General features: G+C 58.9%; 23 protein-coding genes. 13 read left to right on the top strand and 10 right to left on the bottom strand.

Annotation, left to right across the window (positions count from 1 at the left end; translation table 11 throughout):
* Nucleotides 1–76 precede the first annotated feature (76 nt).
* Nucleotides 77–781 (bottom strand): GntR family transcriptional regulator, encoded by a 705-nt coding sequence (locus ACP7E0_RS15840; RefSeq protein ID WP_426125997.1) that lies wholly within the window; start codon nt 779–781, stop codon nt 77–79.
* 266 nt (nt 782–1047) lie between these two features.
* Between ACP7E0_RS15840 and ACP7E0_RS15845 the strand changes: the two genes are divergently transcribed.
* The 5 genes from ACP7E0_RS15845 to ACP7E0_RS15865 all read left to right on the top strand — a co-directional run bounded on the left by ACP7E0_RS15845 (nt 1048) and on the right by ACP7E0_RS15865 (nt 6116).
* On the top strand, nt 1048–2136 hold the full coding sequence (locus ACP7E0_RS15845) for an ABC transporter ATP-binding protein (RefSeq protein ID WP_426126082.1): 1089 nt from the start codon (nt 1048–1050) through the stop codon (nt 2134–2136).
* 33 nt (nt 2137–2169) lie between these two features.
* The gene (locus ACP7E0_RS15850) at nt 2170–3459 is read left to right on the top strand and encodes an ABC transporter substrate-binding protein (RefSeq protein ID WP_426125998.1); all 1290 of its coding nucleotides are present in this window, start codon (nt 2170–2172) and stop codon (nt 3457–3459) included.
* A gap of 169 nt (nt 3460–3628) precedes the next feature.
* Nucleotides 3629–4555, top strand: coding sequence for an ABC transporter permease (locus tag ACP7E0_RS15855; protein ID WP_426125999.1), 927 nt, complete (start codon nt 3629–3631; stop codon nt 4553–4555).
* A 1-nt stretch (nt 4556) separates the two neighbouring features.
* Nucleotides 4557–5378: an ABC transporter permease gene (locus tag ACP7E0_RS15860; protein ID WP_426126000.1), complete on the top strand. Its 822-nt coding sequence runs from the start codon at nt 4557–4559 to the stop codon at nt 5376–5378.
* Nucleotides 5379–5384: 6 nt separating this feature from the next.
* Nucleotides 5385–6116: an aspartate/glutamate racemase family protein gene (locus ACP7E0_RS15865; protein ID WP_426126001.1), complete on the top strand. Its 732-nt coding sequence runs from the start codon at nt 5385–5387 to the stop codon at nt 6114–6116.
* An 81-nt stretch (nt 6117–6197) separates the two neighbouring features.
* On the opposite strand, the gene ACP7E0_RS15870 is transcribed toward ACP7E0_RS15865, so the two are convergent.
* Nucleotides 6198–7031 carry a helix-turn-helix domain-containing protein gene (locus tag ACP7E0_RS15870; RefSeq protein WP_426126083.1) on the bottom strand — a complete coding sequence of 278 codons (834 nt, stop codon included), beginning with the start codon at nt 7029–7031 and terminating at the stop codon, nt 6198–6200.
* Between the two features lie 357 nt (nt 7032–7388).
* On the opposite strand from ACP7E0_RS15870, the gene ACP7E0_RS15875 reads away from it, so the two are divergent.
* Nucleotides 7389–8225 carry a helix-turn-helix transcriptional regulator gene (locus ACP7E0_RS15875; RefSeq protein WP_426126002.1) on the top strand — a complete coding sequence of 279 codons (837 nt, stop codon included), beginning with the start codon at nt 7389–7391 and terminating at the stop codon, nt 8223–8225.
* Nucleotides 8226–8325: 100 nt separating this feature from the next.
* Here the strand turns inward: ACP7E0_RS15875 and ACP7E0_RS15880 are convergent, their stop codons facing one another.
* From ACP7E0_RS15880 to ACP7E0_RS15910, 7 genes are all read right to left on the bottom strand, one after another.
* Complete coding sequence (locus ACP7E0_RS15880; protein ID WP_426126084.1) at nt 8326–9162, bottom strand: alpha/beta fold hydrolase; 837 nt, start codon at nt 9160–9162, stop codon at nt 8326–8328.
* Between the two features lie 283 nt (nt 9163–9445).
* Nucleotides 9446–11047 carry an MFS transporter gene (locus ACP7E0_RS15885; protein ID WP_426126003.1) on the bottom strand — a complete coding sequence of 534 codons (1602 nt, stop codon included), beginning with the start codon at nt 11045–11047 and terminating at the stop codon, nt 9446–9448.
* The gene (locus ACP7E0_RS15890) at nt 11044–11478 is read right to left on the bottom strand and encodes a DoxX family protein (RefSeq protein WP_426126004.1); all 435 of its coding nucleotides are present in this window, start codon (nt 11476–11478) and stop codon (nt 11044–11046) included. The genes ACP7E0_RS15885 and ACP7E0_RS15890 overlap by 4 nt, the downstream gene beginning before the upstream one ends.
* 7 nt (nt 11479–11485) lie before the next feature.
* On the bottom strand, nt 11486–13468 hold the full coding sequence (locus tag ACP7E0_RS15895) for an amidohydrolase (protein ID WP_426126005.1): 1983 nt from the start codon (nt 13466–13468) through the stop codon (nt 11486–11488).
* Nucleotides 13468–13758, bottom strand: coding sequence for a XapX domain-containing protein (locus ACP7E0_RS15900; RefSeq protein WP_426126006.1), 291 nt, complete (start codon nt 13756–13758; stop codon nt 13468–13470). The genes ACP7E0_RS15895 and ACP7E0_RS15900 overlap by 1 nt, the downstream gene beginning before the upstream one ends.
* 69 nt (nt 13759–13827) lie before the next feature.
* Entirely contained in the window at nt 13828–14517 is a 690-nt protein-coding gene (locus ACP7E0_RS15905) for a hydrolase (RefSeq protein WP_426126007.1), read from the bottom strand.
* A 105-nt stretch (nt 14518–14622) separates the two neighbouring features.
* Complete coding sequence (locus ACP7E0_RS15910; protein ID WP_426126008.1) at nt 14623–15555, bottom strand: ring-cleaving dioxygenase; 933 nt, start codon at nt 15553–15555, stop codon at nt 14623–14625.
* Nucleotides 15556–15672: 117 nt separating this feature from the next.
* Between ACP7E0_RS15910 and ACP7E0_RS15915 the strand changes: the two genes are divergently transcribed.
* From ACP7E0_RS15915 to ACP7E0_RS15940, 6 genes are all read left to right on the top strand, one after another.
* Nucleotides 15673–16572, top strand: a complete 900-nt coding sequence (locus tag ACP7E0_RS15915) for a LysR substrate-binding domain-containing protein (RefSeq protein ID WP_426126009.1) — start codon at nt 15673–15675, stop codon at nt 16570–16572.
* Nucleotides 16573–16941: 369 nt separating this feature from the next.
* Nucleotides 16942–18444, top strand: a complete 1503-nt coding sequence (locus ACP7E0_RS15920; RefSeq protein ID WP_426126010.1) for an ABC transporter substrate-binding protein — start codon at nt 16942–16944, stop codon at nt 18442–18444.
* Nucleotides 18445–18540: 96 nt separating this feature from the next.
* Complete coding sequence (locus tag ACP7E0_RS15925) at nt 18541–19494, top strand: ABC transporter permease (protein WP_426126085.1); 954 nt, start codon at nt 18541–18543, stop codon at nt 19492–19494.
* Nucleotides 19491–20354, top strand: a complete 864-nt coding sequence (locus ACP7E0_RS15930; RefSeq protein WP_426126011.1) for an ABC transporter permease — start codon at nt 19491–19493, stop codon at nt 20352–20354. Before ACP7E0_RS15925 ends, ACP7E0_RS15930 begins: the two co-directional genes overlap by 4 nt.
* Nucleotides 20351–21160, top strand: coding sequence for an ATP-binding cassette domain-containing protein (locus tag ACP7E0_RS15935; RefSeq protein ID WP_426126012.1), 810 nt, complete (start codon nt 20351–20353; stop codon nt 21158–21160). Before ACP7E0_RS15930 ends, ACP7E0_RS15935 begins: the two co-directional genes overlap by 4 nt.
* Nucleotides 21157–21909: an ABC transporter ATP-binding protein gene (locus ACP7E0_RS15940; RefSeq protein ID WP_426126013.1), complete on the top strand. Its 753-nt coding sequence runs from the start codon at nt 21157–21159 to the stop codon at nt 21907–21909. Before ACP7E0_RS15935 ends, ACP7E0_RS15940 begins: the two co-directional genes overlap by 4 nt.
* 489 nt (nt 21910–22398) lie before the next feature.
* On the opposite strand, the gene ACP7E0_RS15945 is transcribed toward ACP7E0_RS15940, so the two are convergent.
* Nucleotides 22399–23421 (bottom strand): LacI family DNA-binding transcriptional regulator, encoded by a 1023-nt coding sequence (locus ACP7E0_RS15945; RefSeq protein ID WP_426126086.1) that lies wholly within the window; start codon nt 23419–23421, stop codon nt 22399–22401.
* A gap of 282 nt (nt 23422–23703) precedes the next feature.
* Between ACP7E0_RS15945 and ACP7E0_RS15950 the strand changes: the two genes are divergently transcribed.
* Nucleotides 23704–25041, top strand: coding sequence for an ABC transporter substrate-binding protein (locus ACP7E0_RS15950; RefSeq protein ID WP_426126014.1), 1338 nt, complete (start codon nt 23704–23706; stop codon nt 25039–25041).
* The last annotated feature ends 83 nt before the right edge of the window (nt 25042–25124 follow it).

A 25124-nucleotide genomic window follows, 5' to 3' on the forward strand; every position in this document is an offset into this window, starting at 1 on the left:
GGCGCCTTATGCCGGTAAATACCGTACCAGTTCCCAAGGCCTACACTTTAAGTGTCGGCTATGCGCGAGCTTTGCTCTATCTTCGGAACGCTTCCCGCAGGTCGCTGCCCTTGTTCTCGCGCATGTCCAGGTCGGCTTCGATATGATCAATATGATGGGCCATCTGATGGCAGGCGCGGTCGAGATCGCCGCGTTCGATGGCGGTGACGATATCCTGGTGTTCCTGGTGGCCGCAGCTTGAAATGGCCGATTGGCCGTAGAGCGCGATGACCAGGGACGAGCGGGCGACGAGTTCATCCATGAAACGCTGCATGACGGCATTACCGGTCATCGAGGCAAGCGCCAGGTGGAAATCGCCGGATGCCTTGATCTCGGCGCGCCGCGCCATCTGGCCGCGCTCGTTCATCAGGCGGCCTTCTTCCATCAGCAATTGGCGAAGATGCTGGAAATGCGAAAGGCCCATATGCTTTGCGGCCTCGCGCAAAATACCCGGCTCTACCATCCGGCGGGTAGCGAAGATCTGGCGCGCTTCTTCGGGCGAGGGGTAAGCGACGAAGGCCCCGCGGTTTTTCTCGACATGGACGAGGCCTTCATAAGAGAGGGCCTGAAGAGCGCCACGGACGAGTGTGCGGCTGACGTTGAAAAGAGCGCCGACATCGGCTTCGGAAAGCTTCGTGCCGGGCGCAAGTCTACGATCGACTATCGCATCGCGAATGGCATCGCGGATAGATTGCGTGCTCGCATCGATCTGATCTTCGGCGGGCGCTGCTGCAGTTTTCATCTCGTCGTTCCAGGTTCTTGGCGTCCATTCTATCTTTCTTTGTGAGGGAAGTTAATCGCAATTTGTTGGCACTGCGTTGGTGAAATTGTATACGATCGACTGAGGGTATTGCAGACGAACGCCTATAGTTTGAGCTATTCATTTACTGTTCAAAGTTTCAGCATTATTGCCATGACGGAAATTGCATAGACTTTTCAGATGGTTGTTTGCGACCAAGGAGTCTGGCACGCTTGATGCATTGCTCTTCCCGTCACAGGGGAGACATGATGTCCAAAGCGGCTGAAATCGATATCGTATCCGTTTCCAAAGTTTATGGCAGCACGACTGCCGTCCATTCCATCAGCCTGAAGATACCCTCCGGCAGCTATTGCTGCTTCCTTGGCCCGTCCGGCTGCGGCAAGACCTCGACGCTCCGGATGATTGCCGGTCACGAGAGCATTTCGTCGGGCGATATCCGGTTGGGGAATGTTGTCGTCACCGATTTCCCGCCGGCCAAGCGCGGCACGGCGATGATGTTCCAGTCCTATGCGCTGTTTCCCCATCTCGATCTCATCGACAATGTCGCCTTCAGCCTCAAGATGAAGGGCATCGACAAGGAAGAACGCCGCGCCAAGGCGCTCGACATGCTGAAGCTGATGCAGATGGAGCCCTATGCCAACCGGCGCCCGACCCAGCTTTCCGGCGGCCAGCAGCAGCGCGTGGCGCTGGCCCGCGCACTGATCACAGATCCGGAAGCGCTGCTCCTCGACGAGCCGCTGTCGGCGCTCGACCCGTTTCTGAAGATCCGTATGCGGGCCGAACTGAAGAAGCTGCAGAAAAGCCTCGGCATTACCTTCGTGCACGTGACCCATAGCCAGGAAGAGGCAATGGCGCTGGCCGATATCATCGTCATCATGAATGACGGCCGCATCGAACAGGCAGCGCATCCACGCGAAGTGTTCGAGCGCCCGGCAACCGCCTTTGTTGCCAGGTTCATGGGCGACCACAATGTTCTGACCGGCCGTGTCATCGACAGCGGCGAGGGTAAGGTGACGCTGGAAGTCGCAGAGGGCCAGGCATTCACCGTTGCCGGTCCAGCCCATGAGCCGGGCGCCCCGATCGATATCGGCGTGCGCACCGACCGCGTCCGGCTGGCCACACCGTCGGAGAAAACACTGGGCTTCAACGGCGTCGTCTCCAATGTCGAATACCGTGGCGCCTCGGTGAAGATCACGGTCATCGGTGCAGGCAGCGACGATTTCACCGTAATCGCCACCGATGCCGATTATTTCGAGAAACCCGTATCGGTCGGCGATGCCGTACCGCTCAGCTGGGGCCTCGAGGATGCCGTCCTGCTCGGACGTATTGCCGCTTAGTCAATATTCACAATCAAAAAAGAGAGAACTGACATGACCGCTGACACCACGACTCCCATGGGCATTTCAAGGCGCGGGTTGCTGAAGACCGGTGCGGCCGCAACCGGCGCTATCGTCGGTTCCGGCCTGATCACCGGCTTTCCAACCATCTGGGCGCAGAACCCGATCACGTTGCGCCAGTTCGGCACCGGCGTCTCGAACATCAATGCCATTGCCGAAAAGTGCAAGGCCGATCTCGGCATCACGCTTGAGATGACAGCGACGGACAGCGACGCTGCTGCCCAGCGCGCCGTCACCCAGCCGGATAGCTATGATATCGCCGACATCGAATACTGGATCCTCAAGAAGGTCTTCCCGGCCGGTGTCATCCAGCCGATGGATATCAAGAAGCTGAAATATTATGACAAGATCGTGCCGCTGTTCAAATCCGGCAAGTTGAAGCCTGATAGCGTTATTGCACAGGGCACCGCGCCGCACACGGTCGGCTATGTCGAAGCACCCGGCGACAAGACCTTCGCCAAGGGCGAGACCCAGTTCTTCACCATGGTTCCGACCATTTACAACGCCGATACGCTCGGCATCCGGCCGGACCTCGTCGGCCGCGACATCACCTCCTGGGCCGATATCATGGACCCGGCCTTCAAGGGCAAGACCTCGATCCTCAACATCCCGTCGATCGGCATCATGGATGCCGCGATGATCATGGAAGCCATGGGTAACATCAAATATGCCGACAAAGGTAATATGACCAAGGAAGAGATCGACGCGACGATCGAATTCCTGATCAAGGCCAAGCAGGATGGCCAATTCCGCGCCTTTTGGAAGTCGTTCGACGAGAGCGTCAACCTGATGGCTTCTGGCGAGGTGGTCATCCAGTCAATGTGGTCGCCGGCCGTTGCCGCCGTCCGCTCGAAGGGCATCGCCTGCAAATACCAGCCGCTCAAGGAAGGCTATCGCTCATGGGGCGGCGGTCTTGGCCTTGCCTCGCATCTTCAAGGTGCACAGCTCGATGCGGCCTATGAGTATATCAACTGGTACACGTCCGGCTGGGTCGGCGGTTACCTCAACCGCCAGGGCTACTATTCCGCCGCCATGGATACCGCGAAGGAATTCATGTCGGCCGACGAATGGGGGTACTGGATCGAAGGCAAGGCCGCGACAGGCGACATCATGTCTCCGGAAGGCAAGGTGATGGAAAAGGCCGGCGCGGTGCGCGACGGCGGCTCGTTCGAGGAGCGCATGGGCAAGGTCGCCTGCTGGAACTCGGTCATGGACGAGGACCGCTATATGGTGCGTCGCTGGAACGAGTTCATCGCTGCGTAAGAATGGCTGCCCCTCACTCACCCTAGCCCTCTCCCCGCTCGCGGGGAGAGGGAACTGTTTGCGGCAAGGTCCTTCTCCCCACCTGCGTGGAGAAGGTGCCCGACAGGGCGGATGAGGCGCTTTGCCCGCATCACAAGTACTCATTCCGACTAACCCGGAGACCCAACACGTGACAGCAGTCATCACGGAAGACGACACGCAGATCGAGGCGGCCGGAAAGCCAGGGCTCAGTGCGCGCATCGGCAGGACCGCGACCAAGTTTGCCTCCTATCTCCAGGCAGTGCCCTTAGCGTTGATCCTCGGTTTCTTCTTCCTGCTGCCGATCCTGATGATAGCTGTCGTCAGTTTCTGGGACTATGACTTCGCCGGGCTCTATCCCGATTTCCTGACCATGAATTATACCGACACGCTGGGTTCGTGGGTCACCTGGAAGACCTATCTGAACACGCTGAAATATACGGCAATGGTCTGGGGGCTGACGTTGCTGATCGGCTTCTGGGTCGCCTATTTCCTCGCCTTCCATATCCGCACGACAACCATGCAGATGGTGCTGTTCCTTGTCTGCACCGTGCCGTTCCTGACATCGAACATCATCCGGATGATCTCCTGGATTCCGGTGCTCGGCCGCAACGGCCTGGTCAATACCACCTTGATCGAGATGGGCATCATCCCGAGCCCGGTCGAGTGGCTGCTCTACTCCGATTTTGCCGTGGTACTGGCCATGGTGCATTTGAACACGCTGTTCATGGTGACGCCGATCTTTAACACCTTGATGCGCATCGACCGCTCGCTGATCGAAGCGGCCCGCGATGCCGGTGCCAATGGCTGGCAGATCCTCTGGAACGTCATTATTCCGCTCGCCAAACCCGGCATCGCCATCGGTACCATTTTCGTGGTGACGCTGGTCATGGCGGATTTTTCGACGGTGCAAGTCATGTCCGGCGGCCAGAGCGCCTCGGTTGCGCTGATGATGAAGAACCAGATGTCGCTGCTGCAATATCCGGCGGCTGCCGCCAATGCGGTCGTGCTTTTGATCGTTGTGCTGTCGATGGTCGCCGCCATCCTGCGCGTCGTCGATATCCGCAAGGAGCTTTGAGATGAGCCACGAGAAACGCACCCTCGAATTCTACGTACTAGCCGCCTTCTTCACGCTGTTCGTGCTGTTCCTCTATGGCCCGCTATCGGCCGTGTTCATCCTGTCCTTCCAGGGTCCGGATGGAGGGCTGACGTTTCCGCTCAACGGGGTTTCGGTGCACTGGTTCTTCAACCTGTTCGAACAGCAGGCCGTCGGCGATTTCGGGGCGTCGTTCAAACGCTCGTTCACGCTCGGGCTGATGGTGATGATCGTCAATGTGGTGGTGTCGTTGCTCGCCGGTCTTGCCTTCCGGCGCAAGTTCCGGGGATCGACGGCGCTGTTCTATCTGACGGTTGCCAGCCTTGTCGTACCGTCGATCATCATCTCGCTCGGCATTGGCGTCGTCTTCCAGCAGTTCGGCCTGAAGCCGGCCTGGTATTCCTCGGCCTTCGGTGCGCATCTCACCTGGACACTGCCGTTCGGCGTACTGATCATGTTTGCCGTCTTCAACCGGTTTTCACCAGCCTATGAGGAGGCGGCGCGCGACCTCGGCGCCAACGCCTGGCAGACCTTCGCCCATGTTGTCCTACCGATGATTGCGCCGAGCTTGATCGGTGTCGGACTGTTCGGCTTAACGCTCTCGTACGACGAATTCGCCCGCACGTTGATGACCTCGGGCACTTACAATACCCTGCCGTTGGAGATCTACGGCATGACGACCAACGTCACGACGCCGGTCCTCTATGCGCTAGGTACCGTCACGACGCTGTTCTCCTTCTCCATCATCCTTTTGGCGCTCGCGATCATCCTGGTTCTGCGCCGCCGCCAGGCGAAAGTGGTCTGATCCCGCATGCGCATCCTTCTCGTCAATCCCAACACTACCCAATCCATGACGGACAAGGCGGCAGAAGCGGCCCGTGCCGTGGCCGGACGCGGTACCGAAATCATCACGGCGACTGCAAGCATGGGGCCGGCATCGATCGAAGGCCATTATGACGGTGCTCTGGCGTTGCCAGGCTTGCTCTCCGAAATCGCCGCAGCGGAGGAAATTGATGCGGCCGTCATAGCCTGCTTCGATGATACGGGACTGGATGCAGCCCGTTCGCTCGCCGGATTTCCGGTGCTGGGCCTGTGCGAATCAGCGCTGATGACGGCGGGATTCCTGGCGCAGCGTTTCACCGTCGTGACGACACTTGAACGCTCGCGCGTCCTGCTCGAAAATCTGACACGGCATTACGGTTTCGGCGCGCGCGCGCGGGTGCGGGCAGCCGACATTCCCGTTCTCGAACTGGAGGGTCTTGTCTCCGGGGCGCTGGGCAAGTTGCGGCGGCAAATAGAACTCGCGCTTGCAGAGGATGGTGCCGAGGCGATCATTCTCGGCTGCGCCGGCATGGCCGATCTCGCCCATGCGCTGCAACAGGAATACGGCGTGCCCGTCGTCGATGGTGTTTCGGCAGCCGTCAAGCAGGCGGAAGCGCTGGTCGCCCAGCGCCTAACCACCAGCAAGCGCGGCTCCTACGTCACGCCATTCGCCAAGACCTATGCGGGTGCGATGGCGGAGTTCTCGCCGAAGGGCATGTAGGGAGATGCCTAAAGCATCTGGAGGTTCCACATGGCGACCTCGCATCGACGGCGCGATGCCACACCGCACACCACCCACCGATCAAGAATTCCGCCGCCAGTGTCCCGGTGTCGTGCCGACAATAGTTGAGAATACCCGGGTAAAATGGCTCTGATCCGCAAAACCGCAAGCTATGGCAACGTCGGCGAGCGGTGCGTTGGACGTTCGCAGCAGCTCACGGGCCCGGTTTATCCGTTCGCTGAGAAGCCACTGATACGGTGTCATCCCGGTCGTTTCCCGAAAAGCCCGGATAAAATAGCCACGTGACAGGTTGCAGGCGTGTGCAACTTGCGCGATCGAGATGTCGCCCTCCAGACTGTCGAGAAGGATGCTTTTTGCCAGGTCTTCGTGTGAACGCGAGAGGGTTCTTATCCGAACAGGGGCGGAGTTTTGTCGTCCGCCATAACGCTGAACCAGATAGGTCCCGATCGCCGTCGTCATCTGTTCGACGAACAGCGCGCTTGCTTCCTCTGGCCTTTCAAGTGCAGGCATCAATGCGCGAGCAAGATTTGCAAGCACGATGTCCTTGGACGCGGTTTCAGCTGAAAGCGAAGTCACCCCGGTCAGTTCGGCCTCATTGGCGAATTTGATGAGCGATGCTTGCGAAATCTCGAACAAAAGGAAATCAAAAGGCGTGTTCAGATCTGCTTTGTAGTTTTCAGAGAGATCGCGGATGTAGATTGCGTTCTCAGCGAAGTCGTGCGTCGTCACGTGATGCTGGTGAAAGATGCGGCGGCTATGGCCTGCGACCAAGGAGACCCCGAGGACAAAGCCTCGGTTGCTTGCCAACGTCTTAACCTGATCGAGCCGGGCACTGCTCGTTGCCTTGCGAAAAATAGCGATGTCGGAGGTCGTCAGCGATTGGTTGACCGACAATTGCGTCAAGGAGCAACCGAACCTATCGGTCACTTTTCCAGCGGGAGATCCGATATTATTGTCGGGGATTTGAGCCAAGGCGTATTATCTCTCTCTCTAAGATGCCTAATCTGAATCAGGGCCACCGCATCTGCCCAGAGGTTCTACACGGTATTTATCAACCTGCCGTATTTTCTCTCCAGGGATGCTTTTCTACAAGATAGACGTTGGAATGAAGGATAGAAACGTTCAAATGGCGGACGTCTGAGCTGCAGACCTGGTTTCGCCGGTCAGATGATCGAGACAAATGTGAGTGAAGCATTGACGGCTAGCGACAGAATTGCGGCAGGTTTCGGCGTCCAAACAGCAAGAACACTTGTGATCAGGCCGCTTCGCGAGGCACTGCTCTCTGTCGTATATATTGATCGCTCCTACAATGACGGCGACGATCCGGTCTTGATTCCCCCTGATGATGCGTTTCTGGTGATGCTTTATCTCATCGACGTTGACCATTTCGACATCTGGCCGGACCGGCCGCCAGCGCCTTTGAAAAGGTATCCCAAAGGCTCGATCTGCCTGATCAATTTGAAAAACGGTTCCGCAATTTCAGTTCGGGGACGTTTCGAAGCGCTCGCCTTTCATATCCCAAGTGCGCATCTCGCCGAGCTCGCTGAGGACGCGGGCGAGCCGCGGATCGATAATCTTGAGATCTGCCGCGGAATTGACGACCAAGTCATCCGCAATATAGGGGCTGCTCTCATGCCCATGTTCGACATGCCGGACGAGGTGAGGGACATGCTGCTTCCGCATGTCGGGCTGGCATTCAACGCTCATCTTGCGCATCGTTACGGGCGGTCTCCCGCCCAGAGCCTTTCGGCCGCCGGCGGGCTCACTTCCATCCAGGAAAAACGGGTCAAGGCGTACATAACTGCCAACCTTTCAAGGCCGATAACGATCCATCAGATTGCCGGTGCAAGCGGGTTTGCGGCGGACGACCTGTGTTCAGGCTTCTTGGCGGCGACGGGGCAGACGGTGCTCGAGTGGATTTCGGAGCGCCGGGTAAGCACGGCCATGGCCTTTCTGAGCAAGACCGGTGAAACCATCGCCAAAGTGGCCGAAACATGCGGTTTTCCCGACGAGGATGCCTTTGCCAAAGTCTTCGGCAAAGCGGCAGGTATTACGCCGCATGAGTGGCGCTTGCGCAACCGGCACTAATGCCAGCGATAAGACATGTCTCCCGAAACTGTGCTGCGGTTCAGGGAAATTGAATTGACGCCGACGGTAAATTGCCATCGGCGCCATTCCGCTTGTGACGTCACGCCTTGATGAAGGCGAGGAGATCGGCATTCAGCACATCGGCATTGACTGTGAGCATGCCATGCGAAAAGCCGGGATAGGTCTTTATCGTGCCGTTCTTCAACAGCTTGATGGCTTTGTGCGCAGCATCTGCGATCGGCACGATCTGGTCGTCTTCACCATGTAGAACCAGCGTAGGCACAGTGATGGCCTTGAGGTCTTCAGTCTGGTCTGTTTCCGAAAAGGCCTTGATGCCATCATAGTGCGCGTTCGCAGCACCCATCATGCCCTGACGCCACCAATTCTGAATGACACCTTCATGCACTACAGCACCTTCGCGGTTGAAGCCGTAGAACGGGCCAGCTGGCACGTCGCGGAAGAACTGCGCCCGGTTGGCGGCCAGTGCGGAACGGAAGCCGTCGAAGACTTCCATCGGCAGACCTTCAGGATTAGCCGTGGTCTTCAGCATCAATGGTGGCACAGCAGAAACGAGAACGGCCTTGGCGACACGGCCTGCGGGTTCGCCATGATTGGCAACGTAGCGGGCAACTTCACCGCCACCCGTTGAGTGCCCGATATGGACGGCGTTCTTCAGGTCGAGTGCTTTAAAGACAGCAGAGGCGTCGGCGGCGTAATGGTCCATGTCGTGACCGCCGGAAACCTGCGCCGAACGTCCGTGACCTCGGCGGTCATGGGCGACGACGCGATATCCCTTTGCTAGGAAAAATAGCATTTGCGCATCCCAGTCGTCGGAAGAGAGTGGCCATCCATGATGAAAAACGATTGGCTGCGCATCCTTCGGACCCCAATCCTTATAAAAAATCTCCGTGCCGTCCGTGGTTGTAACAAAGCCCATGGTGTTGTCTCCTGTTTGTGCCTGTGTGGCGGTTGCAGCGAAGGTGGACCGGTTCGGCAGCGCGATGCCGGCGGCAAGGACAGCGCCGGCACGAAGTGCGTCACGGCGGGTGAGCGGAAAAAGACGTTCAGTCATGGCGGCTCCTGCCAGGTTGGATGCGGTTGTTGTCGTCCGGTGCTGGTTCATGGGGAGAATGAACCAGCACATCGTCTCCTGCAATTGCAATAAAACTTTCGACTTAATTGCGGATATTACAATTCCGGATGTTGGGTGTTGCCTCGCTTCACGCCGGTCTTCCAGGGTTGTTGATCGTCAGCAGATGCCGAACGAGCGGTTTTTCCGGGCCGCTGTGAAAAGCCAGAACCTTGCTCTGCAAGTCGGCATCTGCATTCGAGACGCGTTTATGCTGTCGCAAATGTTCCGCCCAGGATTCAACCATGAACCATTCGGTGATCTTTTCCGGATCGGCGGAGTCTTCTGTCACGCCCCAGCCATAGGCTCCGTCCCGGCGACGCTCCGACGACATGTCTTTGAGCGCGTGCAGGAACTTGGTGCGGTTGGGCTTTTCGACGTGGTAGTCGATCAGGATGAGCACGGGACCGCGGTCGTTTGCGACCGGCTCGGCAACGAGAGGCTCCGGCCAATGGTTGGACGATACGAGGTCGGCCTCGCCGGACGGAAGCTTGATCCGGTGCATGATGAAGCCTGCGACGAGCAGTCCGGCGGCGCCGATCAGAAGCGTGCCGGGGACGCCGACCGCTTCCCCCACGGCACCCCATCCAAGGCTGCCAGCGGTCATCGCGCCGTTGAACACAGTCAGATAGACGGCGAGGCCACGACCGCGTACCCAGTTTGGCAGGACGGCCTGTGCTGCACCGTTAAGGGTGGTGAGGGCGGTAATCCATGCCGCACCCAAGAAAAGAAGGACGACGACTGCCAGCCATTGCGGCGGAGCGAGTGAGAGTGCCGCCATGACCAAAGCCGTTACGACAGCCGAACCCAGGAGTAGACCGTCGGAATTGAAGCGCTGACGCAAACGCGGCATCACCAGCGCCCCGCCGATAGCACCTGCGCCGACCGAACCGAGCAGCAGCCCGTAGAAACCGGCATCCCCTCCAAGGAGCTGGCGCGCAACCAGCGGAAGAAGTGCCCAGACCGCACTTGCAAAGGCGAAAAAGATTGCCGCCCGCAATAGTACGACGTGCAATGGCTTGCTGGCTCGGGTGTAGCGCAGTCCGGCGCGAAACGCGCCGAAGAAATTCTCGGACAAAGCGTCATCGGCATTCTTGGCGCGCGGCCACCACACCAGGGCGGCGATGACAACGATGTAGCTCGCTACATCGGCGCCGTAGGTGACGGCGGCTCCGAAAGCAGCCAGAAGCAGACCGCCTACGGCTGGACCAATGGAGCGTGCGATATTGATGCCGAGCGAGTTGAGCGCCACGGCACCCTTCACATCTTCACGCGGTACCAGTTCCGGCACGATCGCCTGCCATGTCGGCCCCATCAGGGCAGCTCCAATACCGCCCAGAAACGTCAATCCAATCAGTGCGCTGACTGACAGCATACCCATGTAGGAGAGGGTCATCAGCGAAATACTGACGCTGGCGAGCATGAGCTGGATGGCGATCAGGAACCTGCGCCGATCGAGGATGTCCGAGAGTACGCCCGCGGGGATAGCCAACAGGAAAATTGGGAGGGTGCCGGCTGCCTGAACCATGGCAACGGCTGCGGGTGCTGCCGAGAGATCGGTCATCAGCCAGGAACTGGCCACATCGCGCATGAAACTGCCGGTGTTGCCCAGGACGGTTGCTGCCCAAAGGACAGCAAAGACAGGCTGGCGCAGCGGCGCGAAACTGCCGCCTGGCGATTTTGCAGCGCTCATTTGCCGCCCCCTTTGGTGAAGTCGATCATAGCGACAATGACGAAGGCGCCGGCAAGACCAAGATGTTCAAAAAAAGCGTTGGTCGCCATCATACGCTCCATGCCGGAGGGCATCTCCCAGAACCGCAGCGCAACGAAGGTCGCAAGAAGCGTGAAGACGGCGAGGGCGAGGGCGCCAAGCCAACGCAGGAAGCCGGACAGGACCATTGCCGAAGCCGTGAGTTCGAACACAATCACGACGACGGCAAAAAAGGCCGCCGGGTAGAGGCCGAAATGCTCCATCTCGGCAACCGCGCCCTGGAAATCGAACAGCTTGGTGAGTGGCCCCTGAATATAGGCCGCACAAAGAGCGAGGAACGCCACGAAGCGGACCACAGGCGATGTGATAAGTAGAGCGAGGCCACTTTGGCGACGGGTATTGACGATCATCATCTTTTCCTCACACGGCCCAGCAGGCGCAACCGAGCGCCCCGAAGAAGCCCTTCAGATCGGCAATCGGCAGCTTCGATGTCCAGGCTCCGGCATGATCATGGCCATGGACGTTGCAAGAACTGGTGCAGCCGCAGCTCCAGATCGCGGTACGTCGCAGTGAGTTCATGCCTGCGCCTTGCGGTTCGCCCCATGCCGCATAGCCACCAAAAGCGCGCACGGGCGACCAGTCCGGCATGGCCGGAGGCACGTCATTTTCGTCGAGCGCCTTGAAGTCGCCGGCACCATAGACGATCTTGCCGCCGACCATGGTCAGTTGCGAGGACAGAAACGAGATCTCGTCTTCGGAGCAGGTGAAGAAGTCCTTGTCCGGCACGACGAGGTCGGCAAACTGGCCCTTTTCGATGCGGCCCTTCTTGCCTTCCTCATTGGAAAACCAGGTGACTTTCTCCGTCCACATGCGAAGCGCCGTCTCGCGGTCGAGGCAGTTGGCGCGCGGATAGAGCTGCATTCCACCGACTGTTTTCCCCGTCACCATCCAAGACAACGAGACCCAGGGATTATACGATGCGACACGGGTAGCATCCGTTCCAGCAGAAACATTGATACCCTTTTCAAGCATGCGCTTGATCGGTGGCGTGGCCTCGGCCACGCCATGACCGTAACGCTCGACAAAATATTCGCCCTGATAGGCCATGCGGTGCTGTGTGGCGATCCCGCCGCCAAGGGCAGCAATCCGGTCAATCGAGCGATCCGAAATCGTCTCGGCATGGTCAAAGAACCAGTTCAACCCTTCCAGCGGGATGTCCTTGTTGACCTTCTCGAAGACGTCGAGGGATCGACTGATGGTTTCATCGTAGGTGGCATGCATGCGCCAGGGCCAGCGGTTTTCGGCAAGCACACGAACCACCTCTTCAAGCTCGCCTTCCATCTCCGGCGCCATCTCGGGCCGCGGTTGACGGAAGTCTTCAAAGTCCGCAGCGGAAAAGACGAGCATTTCGCCAGCACCGTTATGGCGGAAATAATCATTGCCCTGCTTGTATTTGACCGACTGCGTCCAGTTGAGAAAGTCCTGCTTTTCTTCCTTCGGCTTCTGCGTGAAGAGATTGTAGGCAAGACGCACTGTGAGCTGTCCTTCGTCCGACAGCTTCTGAATGACCGCGTAGTCGTCCGGGTAGTTCTGGAAGCCGCCGCCCGCATCGATGACCCCCGTGATCCCGAGACGGTTCAGTTCCCGCATGAAATGGCGGGTGGAATTGACTTGGTATTCAAAGGGAAGTTTCGGCCCCTTGGAGAGCGTCGAATAAAGAATGCCGGCGTTCGGCTTGGCGAGCAGCAGCCCGGTCGGGTTGCCGTTGGCGTCGCGGGTAATCTCGCCGCCTGGCGGGTTCGGTGTGTCCTTGGTGTAGCCGACAGCGCGAAGAGCAGCACCGTTGAGCAGCGCGCGGTCATACAGGTGCAACAGAAAGACAGGCGTATCGGGCGCGATGGCATTGATCTCGTCGATCGTCGGAAGTCGTTTTTCGGCAAACTGGTGTTCGGTGAATCCGCCGACGACACGCACCCATTGGGGGGCAGGCGTGATGGCGACCTGTCGCTTCAGCATGTCCATCGCATCGGCGAGCGAGCGCACACCGTCCCAGCGGAGTTCCATGTTGAAATTGAGACCACCGCGCACGACGTGGGTGTGGTTGTCGATCAGGCCCGGCAGCACGCGCGTGCCTTTGAGGTCAACGATCTTCGTGTCCGGCCCGGCAAGCGCCATGACGTCGCTGTCTGTACCCACATCCAGGAACAGACCGTCCTTGACGGCGACCGCGGTGGCGTTCGGATTTGCGCGATCCAGCGTCGTGATCAATCCGTTGTGGAAAACGATGTCTGCGTGCATGGAAGCGGCTCCGGTCTTGATGGGATCGGCGGCATTGGCCGGTGAAAACAGGTTTGAAAAGGCGAGGCTCGATGCTGCGCCCAGGAATGTGCGGCGCGTCGTCATCAGCTTTTCCCCGATGTCGGATCTTTGCCGGGGGAGGTCGCCTCAACCACATTCGACCCGCCCTTCGGGAGGTGACCGAACATGTGCGGCTTGACCTGATGAAGCCAGGAAACGGCAGCAGGCTCACGAGCCCAAATGCTTTTTGCCAGCGGCACGAGCTGCTCGCCAACAAGGATACCAAGTAGACCGATAAGAGCGACGACAGGTGGGGCAGGCGAGCGGACATTGAGCAGGCTGTAGACCACGCCCACCAGCAGGCCGGCACCAAGTGACAAGAGATAGATTTTCATGGCTGGGACCTTCGCTTGGAGGAAGCAATTCGCTCCGGCAGGTAACGTCCTGCCGGAGCGATGCCGGCATTACTTCGCGGGGTTTGGTCCGATTCGCTTGCCATGGCTCACCCGCTCGGAGCCGCCATGGACGTGGGTGACGGCATAGTCGATGCCCATGCCGTAGGCACCGGAATGCTCTTTCACCAGGGAGGTAACCGCGTCGTAGGTCTCCTTGCGTGCCCAGTCGCGCTGCCATTCGAGCAGAACCTGCTGCCAGGTCACCGGAACGACACCTGCCTGAACCATGCGGTCCATTGCATATTTGTGCGCATCAACCGAGGTGCCACCGGAAGCATCAGCAACCATGTAGATCTCATAGTCGGTGTCGTTCATGCAGGAAAGTGCGAAGGTGGTGTTGCAAACCTCGGTCCAAAGTCCGGCGACGACGACCTTCTTGCGACCGTCTACGGCATGCTTAGCAAGCGCGTCGCGGACGTTCTGGTCGTCCCAGGAGTTCATCGAAGTGCGCTCAAGGATATCATTGCCGGGAACGACGGCAAGCAGTTCCGGGAAAGTGTTGCCGGAGAAAGAGTCCGTCTCGACTGTGGTGATTGTCGTTGGAATATTGAAGATCTTGGCCGCCTTGGCGAGACCGACAACGTTGTTCTTCAAGACCTGGCGGTCGATCGACTGGACACCAAAGGCCATCTGCGGCTGCTGGTCGATGAAGATGATCTGGCTGTTCTGCGGGGTGAGGACCTGGAGTTTATTGGACATCTGGTGTTTCCCTTTCATTGGATTGAGTAAAGGCATGGGGCAGGGGCGACGTTTCGTCTTGAAGGTTCGGACGCTGAATTGTCGGAAAGCGATGTGGCTGGAATTTTAGGCTGCAAGCGGCGTCAGTCCGGCTTCGATCTGATCACGGTAAGGTTCGTACCGAGCTGGCAGCTTCAGAACCTCGCCGAGGTGCGCGGTGTCTTCGTCGCGGTCGAAACCTGGCTCGTTGGTGGCGATCTCGAATAGCACGCCGCCGGGGGTGCGGAAATAGATCGCCCAGAAGTAATCACGGTCGATGACCGGCGTAACCTGGTATCCAGTATCCATCAAAAACTTGCGGACTTCGAGTTGTTTTGCGCGGTTTTCGACTGCAAAGGCGATGTGGTGAACCGAGCCGGCGCCCTGTCTTGCATAGGGCGTCTGGGGCAGAGCCTCAAGGTCAATCGTGTCGGCGCCGTTGCCGCCGGGCATGACGAAGCGGGTAACGTTGCCTTCGGTCTCGGCTCGCTGGTAGCCCATGAACCCGAGCAGTTCGGCGGTGGCCCCGGTCTCATGAAGGCGGAACTTGGCGCCTGAAAAACCGCGGATGGCGACGCTATCGGCGATGCCGGCTCCAGTCCAAGCTTTGCGCGCATCATCCCCCGCTTCGATCAGGGCAAATCCTTCACCGTCCGGTCCATTGAACCGCAGGCTCTTGGCGCCGAAAAGCGTATCGGCCCGAACGTTGTCCGCACCTTTTGATGTCATGCGATCCTGCCAGAAGGAGAGGGAGCCTTTCGGCACTGCGAACTGTGTCTCGCTGACTTCGCCAACGCCTGAGCGGCCGCGCATCACGTCAGGGAATGGGAAGTAGGTCATGACAGTGCCGGGTGTGCCAGCCTCATCACCGTAATAAAGGTGATAGACGTTTGGATCGTCGAAGTTCACGGTCTTCTTCACACGGCGCAGGCCAAGCGTGTCCGTGAAAAACGTGTTGTTCTGGCGGGCGTCCGACGCCATGGATGTGATGTGATGTAGCCCTTTGATATCCTTGATCATGACGTTTTCCCTTCGGTGCAGATGTCATATCTGGTGTGATTGGGAACTTACGTCAGTTGCTCGGCCGCTTGAATTGTAATAATAATTGTCAGTGAGTTGCGCAGGATGAAATAATAGATGAACGATTACAAGGCCCTCCGAACCTTTCTGCTGGCTGCCGAAAAGCGAAACTTTGCCCAGGTGGCCCGCGAACTGGACATGACGCCCGCAGCCGTCACGCGAGCGATCGCGGCGCTCGAGGATGATCTCGGAGTCCAGCTCTTCGTTCGAACGACGCGCCAGGTATCTTTGACGACAGATGGAGCGATCTATGCCGCGCAGGTTCAGCCAGCGATGGACGTACTGGAGAATGCGCGCAAAGAGGTGATGAATACGCACAAGGCGGATCACGGCCGGCTGCGGATTAGTGCGCCGACCTGGTTCGGTCAGCAGGTTCTGCCACCCATCCTGTCCGGCTTTAGGGAGCGTTTTCCGAAGATCAGCTTTGAAATCGCGCTCGGGGACGGACTGGTGGACATCATTGACGACGACTATGATCTGGCGATCCGTATCTCTGCCGCACCGTCGGACAAGTTCACGATCTGGCGGAAGATCAGCGTCGTGCGCCGGATTCTTGTCGCCGCGCCGGGCAGCCGGTTTGCGGACATGCAGCATCCGAACGAACTGAACCCCGATGATTGCCTTGCCTACAGTAGCGAAAGTAAGCGGGAAACTTGGTCATTATCGGACGGAAATGGCAGCGCTACGATCTCCGCAGGCCGGGCTTTCAGTGCCAACAGCGGCGGCGTTCTGGCCGACATGGCTGCTGGAGGGGCCGGGGTGGCGATGCTCCCGAAGTTTCACGTCGCCGAGCATCTGCGCACGGGAAGGTTGGTCCATGTGCTTGAAAACTGGTCGCCGCCTGACTTGTGGCTCACCCTCTATTACCCACCGTACCAGTCATTGCCTCCCCGGATTGCCTCATTCTCAAAGTTCTTCGAACAACAAGTGCCGGTGTTTATGACGGCGATGGAATGACCTTTGCCGAAAGAAGTGAGTTTCGCTGTTTCTAGAAAGACCTCCGAGGATGACATTACAGCAATCGGGGCGCCGGTTTTTCAAAGAGGTTTTATTGCATCCCACTGGGGGTGCCAGTTCAACGCTTTCAAGACTGCGCAACGGTTCAGAAACGGTCCGCGTGTGCACAAGCCGAATGTCGCTCTACTGCTGCCTTAAGGTAGGGGCGCGCCGTACACGCAAAAAACAATCCATGGATTTGACGTTCGTTGAAAGACAATTCCCTTTAATTTCCGCAAATTAGAGTGGATATGAATACCCTGTGTGCATGCGGTTCGATACAATCGCCGCCATGACGCCGGAAAGGGTGTCGCGAAACAGGAGAATAGAATGAGCGCTTCCAAAACCCGCAACTCCGGACTGGCCGCGGGACTTGCCGTTGCTCTTGCAATGAGCGTCTTCGGCCCGGCGCATGCTGGGGAGAGCGATCCGGACGCCACGATCAACATCGGTTCCCTTTACGAACCCCAAAATCTCGACAACACGGCCGGCGCCGGCCAGGGCATCAACGAAGCCTTCAACGGGAATGTCTATGAGGCGCTGTTCCGTCTGACGGATGCGGGTACGGTCGAGCCGTCGCTTGCCAAGGACACGAAAGTGAGCGAAGACGGCCTCACTTATACGTTCACGCTACAGCCTGGCGTGACCTTTCATTCTGGCGCACCGCTGACTTCAAAGGACGTGAAGTTCTCCATCGAGCGCGTCACGGCCGAAGCTTCCAAAAGCTCGCGCAAGAACAGCTTGAAAACCATCGCTAGCGTCGAGACGCCGGACGATTCCACGGTGGTGGTGAAACTTGCCGCGCGCTCGATCTCTCTGCCTTACAATCTGAGCTATGTCTGGATCGCCAACGACGAGGCAACAGACTTTCAAGCTAAGGAAGACGGCACTGGTCCCTACGCGCTGCAGGAATGGCGCCGTGGCTCGTCGCTCGCCATCGCGCGTTTCGACAAGTATTGGGGTGAAAAGCCGAAGAATTCCGAGGTGGTGTTTCAGTACTTCACGGAAGCGACGGCGCTCAACAACGCGCTGCTGACCGGCTCCGTCGATATCATCACCTCCGTGCAGAGCCCGGATTCGCTCGCGCAGTTCAAGGACAATCCGGAATTCACCGTCAGCGAAGGCAAGTCCACGACGAAGCTTCTGCTTGCCTATAACGACCGCGTTGCGCCCTTTGACAATGTGAAGGTTCGCAAGGCGCTTGCCCGCGCTATTGACGACGGGAAGCTCTTGAAGGCCGTCTGGGGCGATTACGGCACGCTGATCGGTTCCTTCGTGCCGCCCACGGATGCCTGGTATGCCGATCTGACCAAGGTCGATGCCTATGACCCGGAAAGTGCCAAGGCGCTGCTCAAGGAAGCCGGCTATTCCGATGGCTTCACTTTCACCATCGACACGCCGAACTATGATCCGCATCCGATCGCTGCGCAGTTCATCCAGAGCGAGCTGGCAAAGATTGGCGTCAAGGTCGAGATCAACGTCATCACTGCCAATGAGTGGTACACAAAGGTCTACAAGGCGCATGACTTCCAGGCGACCTTGCAGGAGCACGTCAACCACCGCGATATCGTCTTTTATGGCAATCCCGACTTCTACTGGGGTTACAACAACCCGAAGGTCGTCGATCTGATCAAGCAGGCGGAATCGAGCGGAACGGAGGCCGAGCAGACTGAAAAGCTGAAGGAGGCCAATACGGCCATCGCAGAGGATGCGGCCAGCAACTGGTTCTACCTCTATCCGCAGATCGTCGTGTCCAAGGCCTCGGTCAGCGGCTATCCGCTGAATGGTCTCAACTCGCAGTTCTTCACCTACGGCGTCACCAAGGCTGAATAACAACCGCACCGCCGGATACTCGACACAAGGCGCCGCCCGGCTTATGTATGCGCGGGCGGCGTCCGCGCATGAGAGGTCAAGACCATACTTTCCTACATACTCCGCCGCTCCGCCATTCTGGTGCTGTCGGTTGTCATTGCCGCGGTTATTCTGTTCGTGCTGCTGCGCCTCCTGCCGGGCGACCCCGCCAATGCGCTGGTCTCCGTCGGCGCCGATGCGGCGCAGATCGAGGCCGCCCGCAAGCAGGTTGGCTCTGACCTACCGCTCTACGAACAATTCCTGCGCTTTGCCGGCAGTCTGGCACGGTTCGATCTCGGCAGCTCCTTCGTCAGCGGCGCCCCGGTACTCGATGAAATCGGCAAGCGTCTGATCGTCACTGTGCCGCTGACACTGATGGCTTTTGTCGTTTCCATCGCCATCGCTGTACCTCTCGGAATCCTCTCCGTCGTGCGGCAGAACCGGTGGTATGGCGCTTTGATTTCGGTCGTTTCCCAGCTCGGAATTGCCGTGCCTGTGTTCTGGATCGGCATCCTTCTGGTAACGGTGTTTGCGGTCAATCTGCGGCTTTTTCCCTCCGGCGGTTTTCCCTCGCGCAGCTGGCAGGCGCCCGGCGCCGCCTTTCAGGCCTTGGTGTTGCCGGTTGTGACCATCGCCATCGTCATGTCGGCATCTCTGATCCGCTATGTGCGTTCGGCGACCCAGGATGTTCTGGGCAGTGACTACCTGCGCACCGCCCGCGCGCTGGGCGCGACCTTCTGCGAAGCGCTGATACGCCATGGCATCCGCAATGGCGCCGTTCCGGTTATTTCCGTGCTCGGTATCGAGCTGGCATCCACCCTGCTCGGCGCTGTTGTGGTGGAGCGGGTGTTTGCCCTGCCGGGCCTCGGCTCCATGCTGCTGCTCGGCATTGAACAGCGCGACTATCCCAACGTGCAGGGCGTGCTCTTCGTTTCGACGCTGCTGGTGCTACTCGTCGGCTTTGCTGCTGATCTCATCCAGCGTTTGATCGATCCACGCCTGCGCAGCCGAATTGTGGGAGGTGGGTCATGAGCGTGCCCGAGCCATTGATTGCCGGCGAAAGCGTGCCGCAAAAATCGACCATTCCCTGGCCGCTTGCGATCGGCGGACTTCTCGTCGGCCTGCATGTAGCGGTCGCGCTCATCTCCCTCGTTTGGACGCCCTATGGCGTGGCCGATATGGTGGGCGGACGGCTCGAAAGTCCTTCATTTGCGCACTGGGCCGGTACAGACCGGCTCGGCCGCGATCTCATGAGCCAGATCATGGTCGGCTCACGCATCGCGCTCGTCGTCGGCTGCGGGGCGGTCGCTCTCGGCGCCCTGATCGGCGTAACGGCTGGGGTCCTCTCAGCCTTTGCCACGCGCACGTTGGATGATGTGCTGGCCGCAGCCCTCGATATCCTCATCGCTTTCCCGACGCTGCTGCTTGCCATGCTGATCGTTGCCTCTGGAGACGGGGCAAGTCTGTGGACGGCAATCCTCGCCATCGGCATTGCCGGTTCGGCCATCGTGGCGCGGCTATCGCGCATACTTGCAAAGCGCATCCTTACAATGGATTACATCACCGCGGCGCGCATCTCCGGCACATCCTGGCCGGGCATCGTGCGCATCCATGTCCTGCCTAACATCTGGCCGACCCTCGTCGTCAATTTCGCGTTGCAATTCGGATTGGCCATCATCGCCGAGGCGTCGCTCTCCTATCTCGGGCTCGGTGCGCCGCCGCCGAATGCCTCGTGGGGCCGGCTGCTGCAGGAGGCACAGGCATCCGTCTATACCGCTCCCTTCGGCGCCATCGCTCCCGGCCTTGCGCTGGTGTCGCTGGTCATTGGTCTCAATCTCTTTGCCGACGGCCTGCGTGAGGTTGCCGATCCGACCCGCAGGACAAACCGGTGAGCACCTTGCTGTCAGTTGATAATCTTGAGATCCGCACGCCCGGGCGAGCGCTGGTTTCCGGTGTTACCTTTTCGATTGCCGCTGGTGAACGGGTAGGACTTATCGGCGAGTCTGGTTCCGGCAAGTCGTTAACGGCGCTGGCGGTGCTGGGTCTCCTGCCGGAGGCTATGCGGGTCGGCGGCTCAATTTTGCTGGACGGTCACCAGGTCATCGGTGCACGCGACCGCGATCTCGTATCGATACGCGGAACGAGCATCGCCGTCGTGTTTCAGGAGCCGATGACCGCGCTCGATCCGCTGATGCGGATCGGTCACCAAGTAGGCGAAGTAGTGCGGCGCAGGGCCACGCGCGATGGCACGGCTTGCGGCAGGGAGGAGGTGTCGCAGCGGGTTTTGGCACTTTTGGAACGCGTCGCGCTGCCGCAGGCGCATCGTATCATCAGCGCCTTCCCACACGAGATTTCCGGCGGCCAACGCCAGCGTGCAGCCATCGCCATGGCGCTCGCCTGCCGGCCAAAGCTGCTGATTGCCGACGAACCTACCACCGCGCTCGATGTCACCACGCAGATGGAAATTCTGAAGCTGCTGGAAGAATTGGTCCGGGACGAGGCGATGGGTCTGCTTTTCATCAGCCACGATCTGCCGGTGGTGGCGAGCGTTGCCACCCGCGCGCTGGTCATGCGCCACGGCAGGCTGATCGAGGAGGGGCCGGTCGCGACGCTCTTTGATCGGCCGTCGCACCCCTATACCGAGAGCCTGGTCGCCGCCGCCCGTGCGTTCGATGCGGCCCTGGAGATGACGCCATGACGCTTCTCGATCTCGCTGGAGTCTCCTTCGCCTATGGCGGCGGCAAGACGATTCTTCAGGATATAGACCTGTCCATCCGTGCAGGAAGCAATCTGGGCATTGTCGGCGAATCCGGTTCCGGTAAGACGACACTTCTAAAGCTGCTGCTTGGACTGGAGCGTGTCTCTGCCGGCACGGTCGCCTTTCGTGGCGAGAGCCTCGACACCGGCGATCGCAGCTTCATGCGCGGTTTCCGCCGTAGCGTGCAGGCTGTCTTCCAGGACCCCTATTCATCGCTTGATCCGCGCCAGCGGGTATTCGATATCATTGCAGAGCCATTGCGTTCGCTAAAAATCGAAACCGATATTGGCAATGCCGTGGCTGATGCCCTGCGGGATGTCGATCTGCCTGCCGATGTGGCTAGACGCTATCCGCATGAGTTTTCCGGCGGCCAACGCCAACGCATCGCGATCGCGCGGGCGATCGTCGCCAAGCCTGATATCGTTATCGCCGACGAGGTCGTCAGCGCACTGGACCTGTCCACCCGCACGCGCATCATCGACCTCATGCGCACCCTCTCGTCCCGCACGACCTTTATCGTGGTCTCGCACGACATCGCTCTCGTGGCACTACTTTGTGAGCAGCTGGTGGTGCTGGAGAAGGGCCTCATCGTCGAAAAGGGCGCCACACGCGACCTGCTTGCCCGCCCTGCGCACCCTTACACACAAAGACTGCTCGCGAGCATGCCGAGGATGCCGCCGACTGGCTGAGAAGCGGGCACCGGTGGTTATGCCGCGAAGGGCGGGCTTGATTGAGAAATTCCTCCCCCAGATGCGCTTATGGACAGATATCCTACCTCAGAGCCTTTTGATGGTTCGCTGTTCTTTGAACTCCCGATGGCTTTCCGTCATCATGAACTCAGCTGCAGTATTGTTCGTGCCTCCTCCCGTATCGAATGCTGCCAGCTGTTCCCCTCTGGAGGTTGAAGCCTTCAAATCTAAGGGCTGCCGGGTAAACCTGCGGCCCCTTTTTCTTCCCCGACGGAATGATTGACGACTAACGGCAGGATTGTTGTTGGCTGGTGGGAAGTGACGACCTTGGAACATCAAAGGAATTCAACAGGGCGACAGTCAAGCCTTTGACCGATCTCGCCGCCGCGAAGTCAGATCTCGAGGAGTTCACGTTCCCTGACGTGTCGGAGAACGGATTTTGTTTGCTACCGTTCACTGAGAAAGCGAATCGTCGTTGATAATGCTGGCTCAAAGGTTTTCTTTCAGCAAAACTTCGATTCTGATCTTTTCCTGGGCTGCAATCGGGTCGCGTAGGTCGGCGCGGGCGCGCATGATGCGGACGGCGCTGCGGACGGCGTGACCGGGGTCCTGTGCAATGATGGCGTCGATGCGCCCCGTGCGCAGAGCTTCTTCGCTAAAGGGCGTACGTTCGTGAACGACGACGGTCACTTTTTGCAGGTCGGCGTGTTGTGAGATTGCCGAGACCGGGATGCGGCTTTCCGGGCTGAGCACATAGGCCGCCCTGATGTCGTGGTGGCGTTCGACGACATTTTGAATGATCGCCGCTGCCCGGCTCTGGTCACCGTAGGTCTCGAGCGATGGCAAGGCTCTCAGATGTGGGAACTGTTCATTGATGATACTGTCGAAACCGCGGCGGCGTTCGATACTGTCGCGTGCCACCATGGTTTCAGCGACAATCATGATCTTGCCGGGTTCGTTGCCAAGGAAGCGGCCGATGATCCTGCCGGCGGTTGCCCCGGCTGCGAAGTTGTCGACGCCGACAAAATCGGCGGTCTTCAACTTTTCCTGGCCGGACAGAAACTGGACGAGATGGATGCCGCGCGTCATCAGGCGACTTAGAGCGTCGCGGACCTGCGGCGATTCCGGTGCCATGACAGCGACGCCGTCCACCTCTTCGGTTTCGATCGCCGCCAGATGACGCGAGAGTTGATAAGGGTCGTCGGTCGCAATCTGATCGACGGTAATTTCCGTCAGATCGGACTTCAGCGTCCGGCTTGCTTCTCCGACGCGTTGCAGCAGTTCCAGCAGATACTGATCCCCCTTGCTCGGCAGAACGAAGCGGAACCTGTAGATTTTATTGCGGGCAAGAGCCACGGCAGCGAGATTGCGGACAAAGCCAATTTTTTCAATAGCCTCCTGAACCTTACGCGAGGCCCGGGCACTGACATTCGGCCTGTCGTTCAGCACCCGGTCGACGGTGGCCAGGCTGACACCGGCGGCTTCCGCCAGATCCTTCGCGGTGGGTCGTATCATCGAGTGTCTTCCGTTCTTACGCTTTGGTCCACTGCCGTTTTCCAACAGTCTGCGCAAAAAAGCAAGAATTTGAAGTGCGCACCTCAAAATCATCTTGCATTGAGGTGCGCACCTCAGTTATACCATGACAACGACGGCGGCAAAGACGGTCGACAGACTACGAAGCCGGGTGTCGGAGGAAAGGCTTGGCCTCTTGGCTGGCCTCGAATAGTGCTCGACGAGAGCATTCAGGCACGTGCCGATGGAGGTCGGAGTGTCATTAGTTAGGGAGGAGATTTCATGCCACGTTCGTATCTGAAATCGGCATTTGCAGCCGGCGTCGTGACCGGGCTCGCATCGCTGGGAGTGACAACATCGGCTCAGGCTGAAGACTTGACTTTGTGCTGGGCTGCCTGGGATCCTGCCAATGCCTTGGTGGCACTCAGCAAGGATTTCGAGGCCAAGTCCGGCCATAAAATGAGTTTCGAATTCGTGCCCTGGCCAAACTTCGCAGACCGCATGCTGAACGAGCTAAATTCCGGCGGCAAGCTGTGCGATCTGATGATCGGCGACAGCCAATGGATCGGCGGCGCGGCGGAAAATGGCCAGTACGTAAAGCTCAATGACTTCTTCGACAAAGAAGGCATCAAGATGAGCGATTTCATTCCGGCGACCGTCACCGGCTATTCCGAATGGCCCAAGGGAACGCCGAACTACTGGGCGCTTCCCGCTTTCGGCGATGTCGTCGGCTGGAGCTACCGCAAGGACTGGTTCTCGCGGCCGGAGCTGCAGGCCGAGTTCAAGCAGAAATACGGGCATGATCTTGCCGTCCCGAAAACCTTCGAAGAGTTGAAGCATATTGCGGAATTCTTTCAGGGGCGCGTGATCGACGGAAAGACTGTCTATGGTGCCGCGATCTATACCGAACGCGGCTCCGAAGGCATCACCATGGGCGCGATGGACGTGCTCTACAGCTACGGCTTCGAATACCAGAACCCCGACAAGCCTTATGAGCTCGAGGGATATGTCAATTCCGATAAATCGGTAAAGGGCCTGGAATTCTACAAGGAGCTCTACAATTGCTGCGCTCCTCCCGGATCGTCTGACGCCTACATGTCGGAAAATATCGACGCCTACAAATCCGGCCAGGTGGCGCTGCAGATGAACTTCGCCTTTACCTGGCCTGGGATCAATGCCGACCCCAATGTCGGTGGCGACAAATCCGGCTACTTCCCCAACCCGGCGGGACCGGATGGCAAGCAGTTCGCCCAGCTAGGCGGTCAGGGCATCTCGGTGGTCGCCATTTCCGAAAAGCAGGATGCGGCCCTTGAATACATCAAGTGGTTTGCCCAGCCTGAGGTCCAGGCCAAGTGGTGGCAGTTGGGTGGCTATTCGGCGTTGCGCGCCGTGGTCGAGGATCCGGGCTTTGCCAAAAGCCAGCCCTACGCCCAGACCTTCCTTGATTCCATGGCAATCGTGAAGGATTTCTGGGCTGAGCCGTCCTATGCCTCGCTGCTGCAGGCGTCGCAGAAACGCTTCCACAACTATGTGGTTGCTGGGCAGGGCACCCCCCAGGAAGCGCTGGATGGCCTTGCCGCCGACTGGAAGGCGATCTTCGAAGACGAAGGCAAGTACTAGCCACCGACCGCGTAACCTCCCCGCGGTTTCGGGGGCTTGTGCAGGACCGGCTGATAGCCGGCCGGTCCTTGCGAACTATGCTG

The organism is Pararhizobium sp. PWRC1-1, from assembly GCF_049897905.1.
Classification (GTDB): Bacteria; Pseudomonadota; Alphaproteobacteria; order Rhizobiales; family Rhizobiaceae; genus Pararhizobium.

Excerpts from the sequence above, each read along its gene's own strand:
- ACP7E0_RS15920 (WP_426126010.1), top strand. The coding sequence starts at position 16,942 with ATGAGCGCTTCCAAAACCCGCAACTCCGGACTGGCCGCGGGACTTGCC.
- ACP7E0_RS15885 (WP_426126003.1), bottom strand. The coding sequence starts at position 11,047 with ATGAGCGCTGCAAAATCGCCAGGCGGCAGTTTCGCGCCGCTGCGCCAG.
- ACP7E0_RS15900 (WP_426126006.1), bottom strand. The coding sequence starts at position 13,758 with ATGAAAATCTATCTCTTGTCACTTGGTGCCGGCCTGCTGGTGGGCGTG.
- ACP7E0_RS15865 (WP_426126001.1), top strand. The coding sequence starts at position 5,385 with ATGCGCATCCTTCTCGTCAATCCCAACACTACCCAATCCATGACGGAC.
- ACP7E0_RS15845 (WP_426126082.1), top strand. The coding sequence starts at position 1,048 with ATGTCCAAAGCGGCTGAAATCGATATCGTATCCGTTTCCAAAGTTTAT.
- ACP7E0_RS15910 (WP_426126008.1), bottom strand. The coding sequence starts at position 15,555 with ATGATCAAGGATATCAAAGGGCTACATCACATCACATCCATGGCGTCG.
- ACP7E0_RS15905 (WP_426126007.1), bottom strand. The coding sequence starts at position 14,517 with ATGTCCAATAAACTCCAGGTCCTCACCCCGCAGAACAGCCAGATCATC.
- ACP7E0_RS15915 (WP_426126009.1), top strand. The coding sequence starts at position 15,673 with ATGAACGATTACAAGGCCCTCCGAACCTTTCTGCTGGCTGCCGAAAAG.
- ACP7E0_RS15930 (WP_426126011.1), top strand. The coding sequence starts at position 19,491 with ATGAGCGTGCCCGAGCCATTGATTGCCGGCGAAAGCGTGCCGCAAAAA.
- ACP7E0_RS15850 (WP_426125998.1), top strand. The coding sequence starts at position 2,170 with ATGACCGCTGACACCACGACTCCCATGGGCATTTCAAGGCGCGGGTTG.
- ACP7E0_RS15840 (WP_426125997.1), bottom strand. The coding sequence starts at position 781 with ATGAAAACTGCAGCAGCGCCCGCCGAAGATCAGATCGATGCGAGCACG.
- ACP7E0_RS15895 (WP_426126005.1), bottom strand. The coding sequence starts at position 13,468 with ATGACGACGCGCCGCACATTCCTGGGCGCAGCATCGAGCCTCGCCTTT.
- ACP7E0_RS15890 (WP_426126004.1), bottom strand. The coding sequence starts at position 11,478 with ATGATGATCGTCAATACCCGTCGCCAAAGTGGCCTCGCTCTACTTATC.
- ACP7E0_RS15880 (WP_426126084.1), bottom strand. The coding sequence starts at position 9,162 with ATGGGCTTTGTTACAACCACGGACGGCACGGAGATTTTTTATAAGGAT.
- ACP7E0_RS15940 (WP_426126013.1), top strand. The coding sequence starts at position 21,157 with ATGACGCTTCTCGATCTCGCTGGAGTCTCCTTCGCCTATGGCGGCGGC.
- ACP7E0_RS15950 (WP_426126014.1), top strand. The coding sequence starts at position 23,704 with ATGCCACGTTCGTATCTGAAATCGGCATTTGCAGCCGGCGTCGTGACC.
- ACP7E0_RS15860 (WP_426126000.1), top strand. The coding sequence starts at position 4,557 with ATGAGCCACGAGAAACGCACCCTCGAATTCTACGTACTAGCCGCCTTC.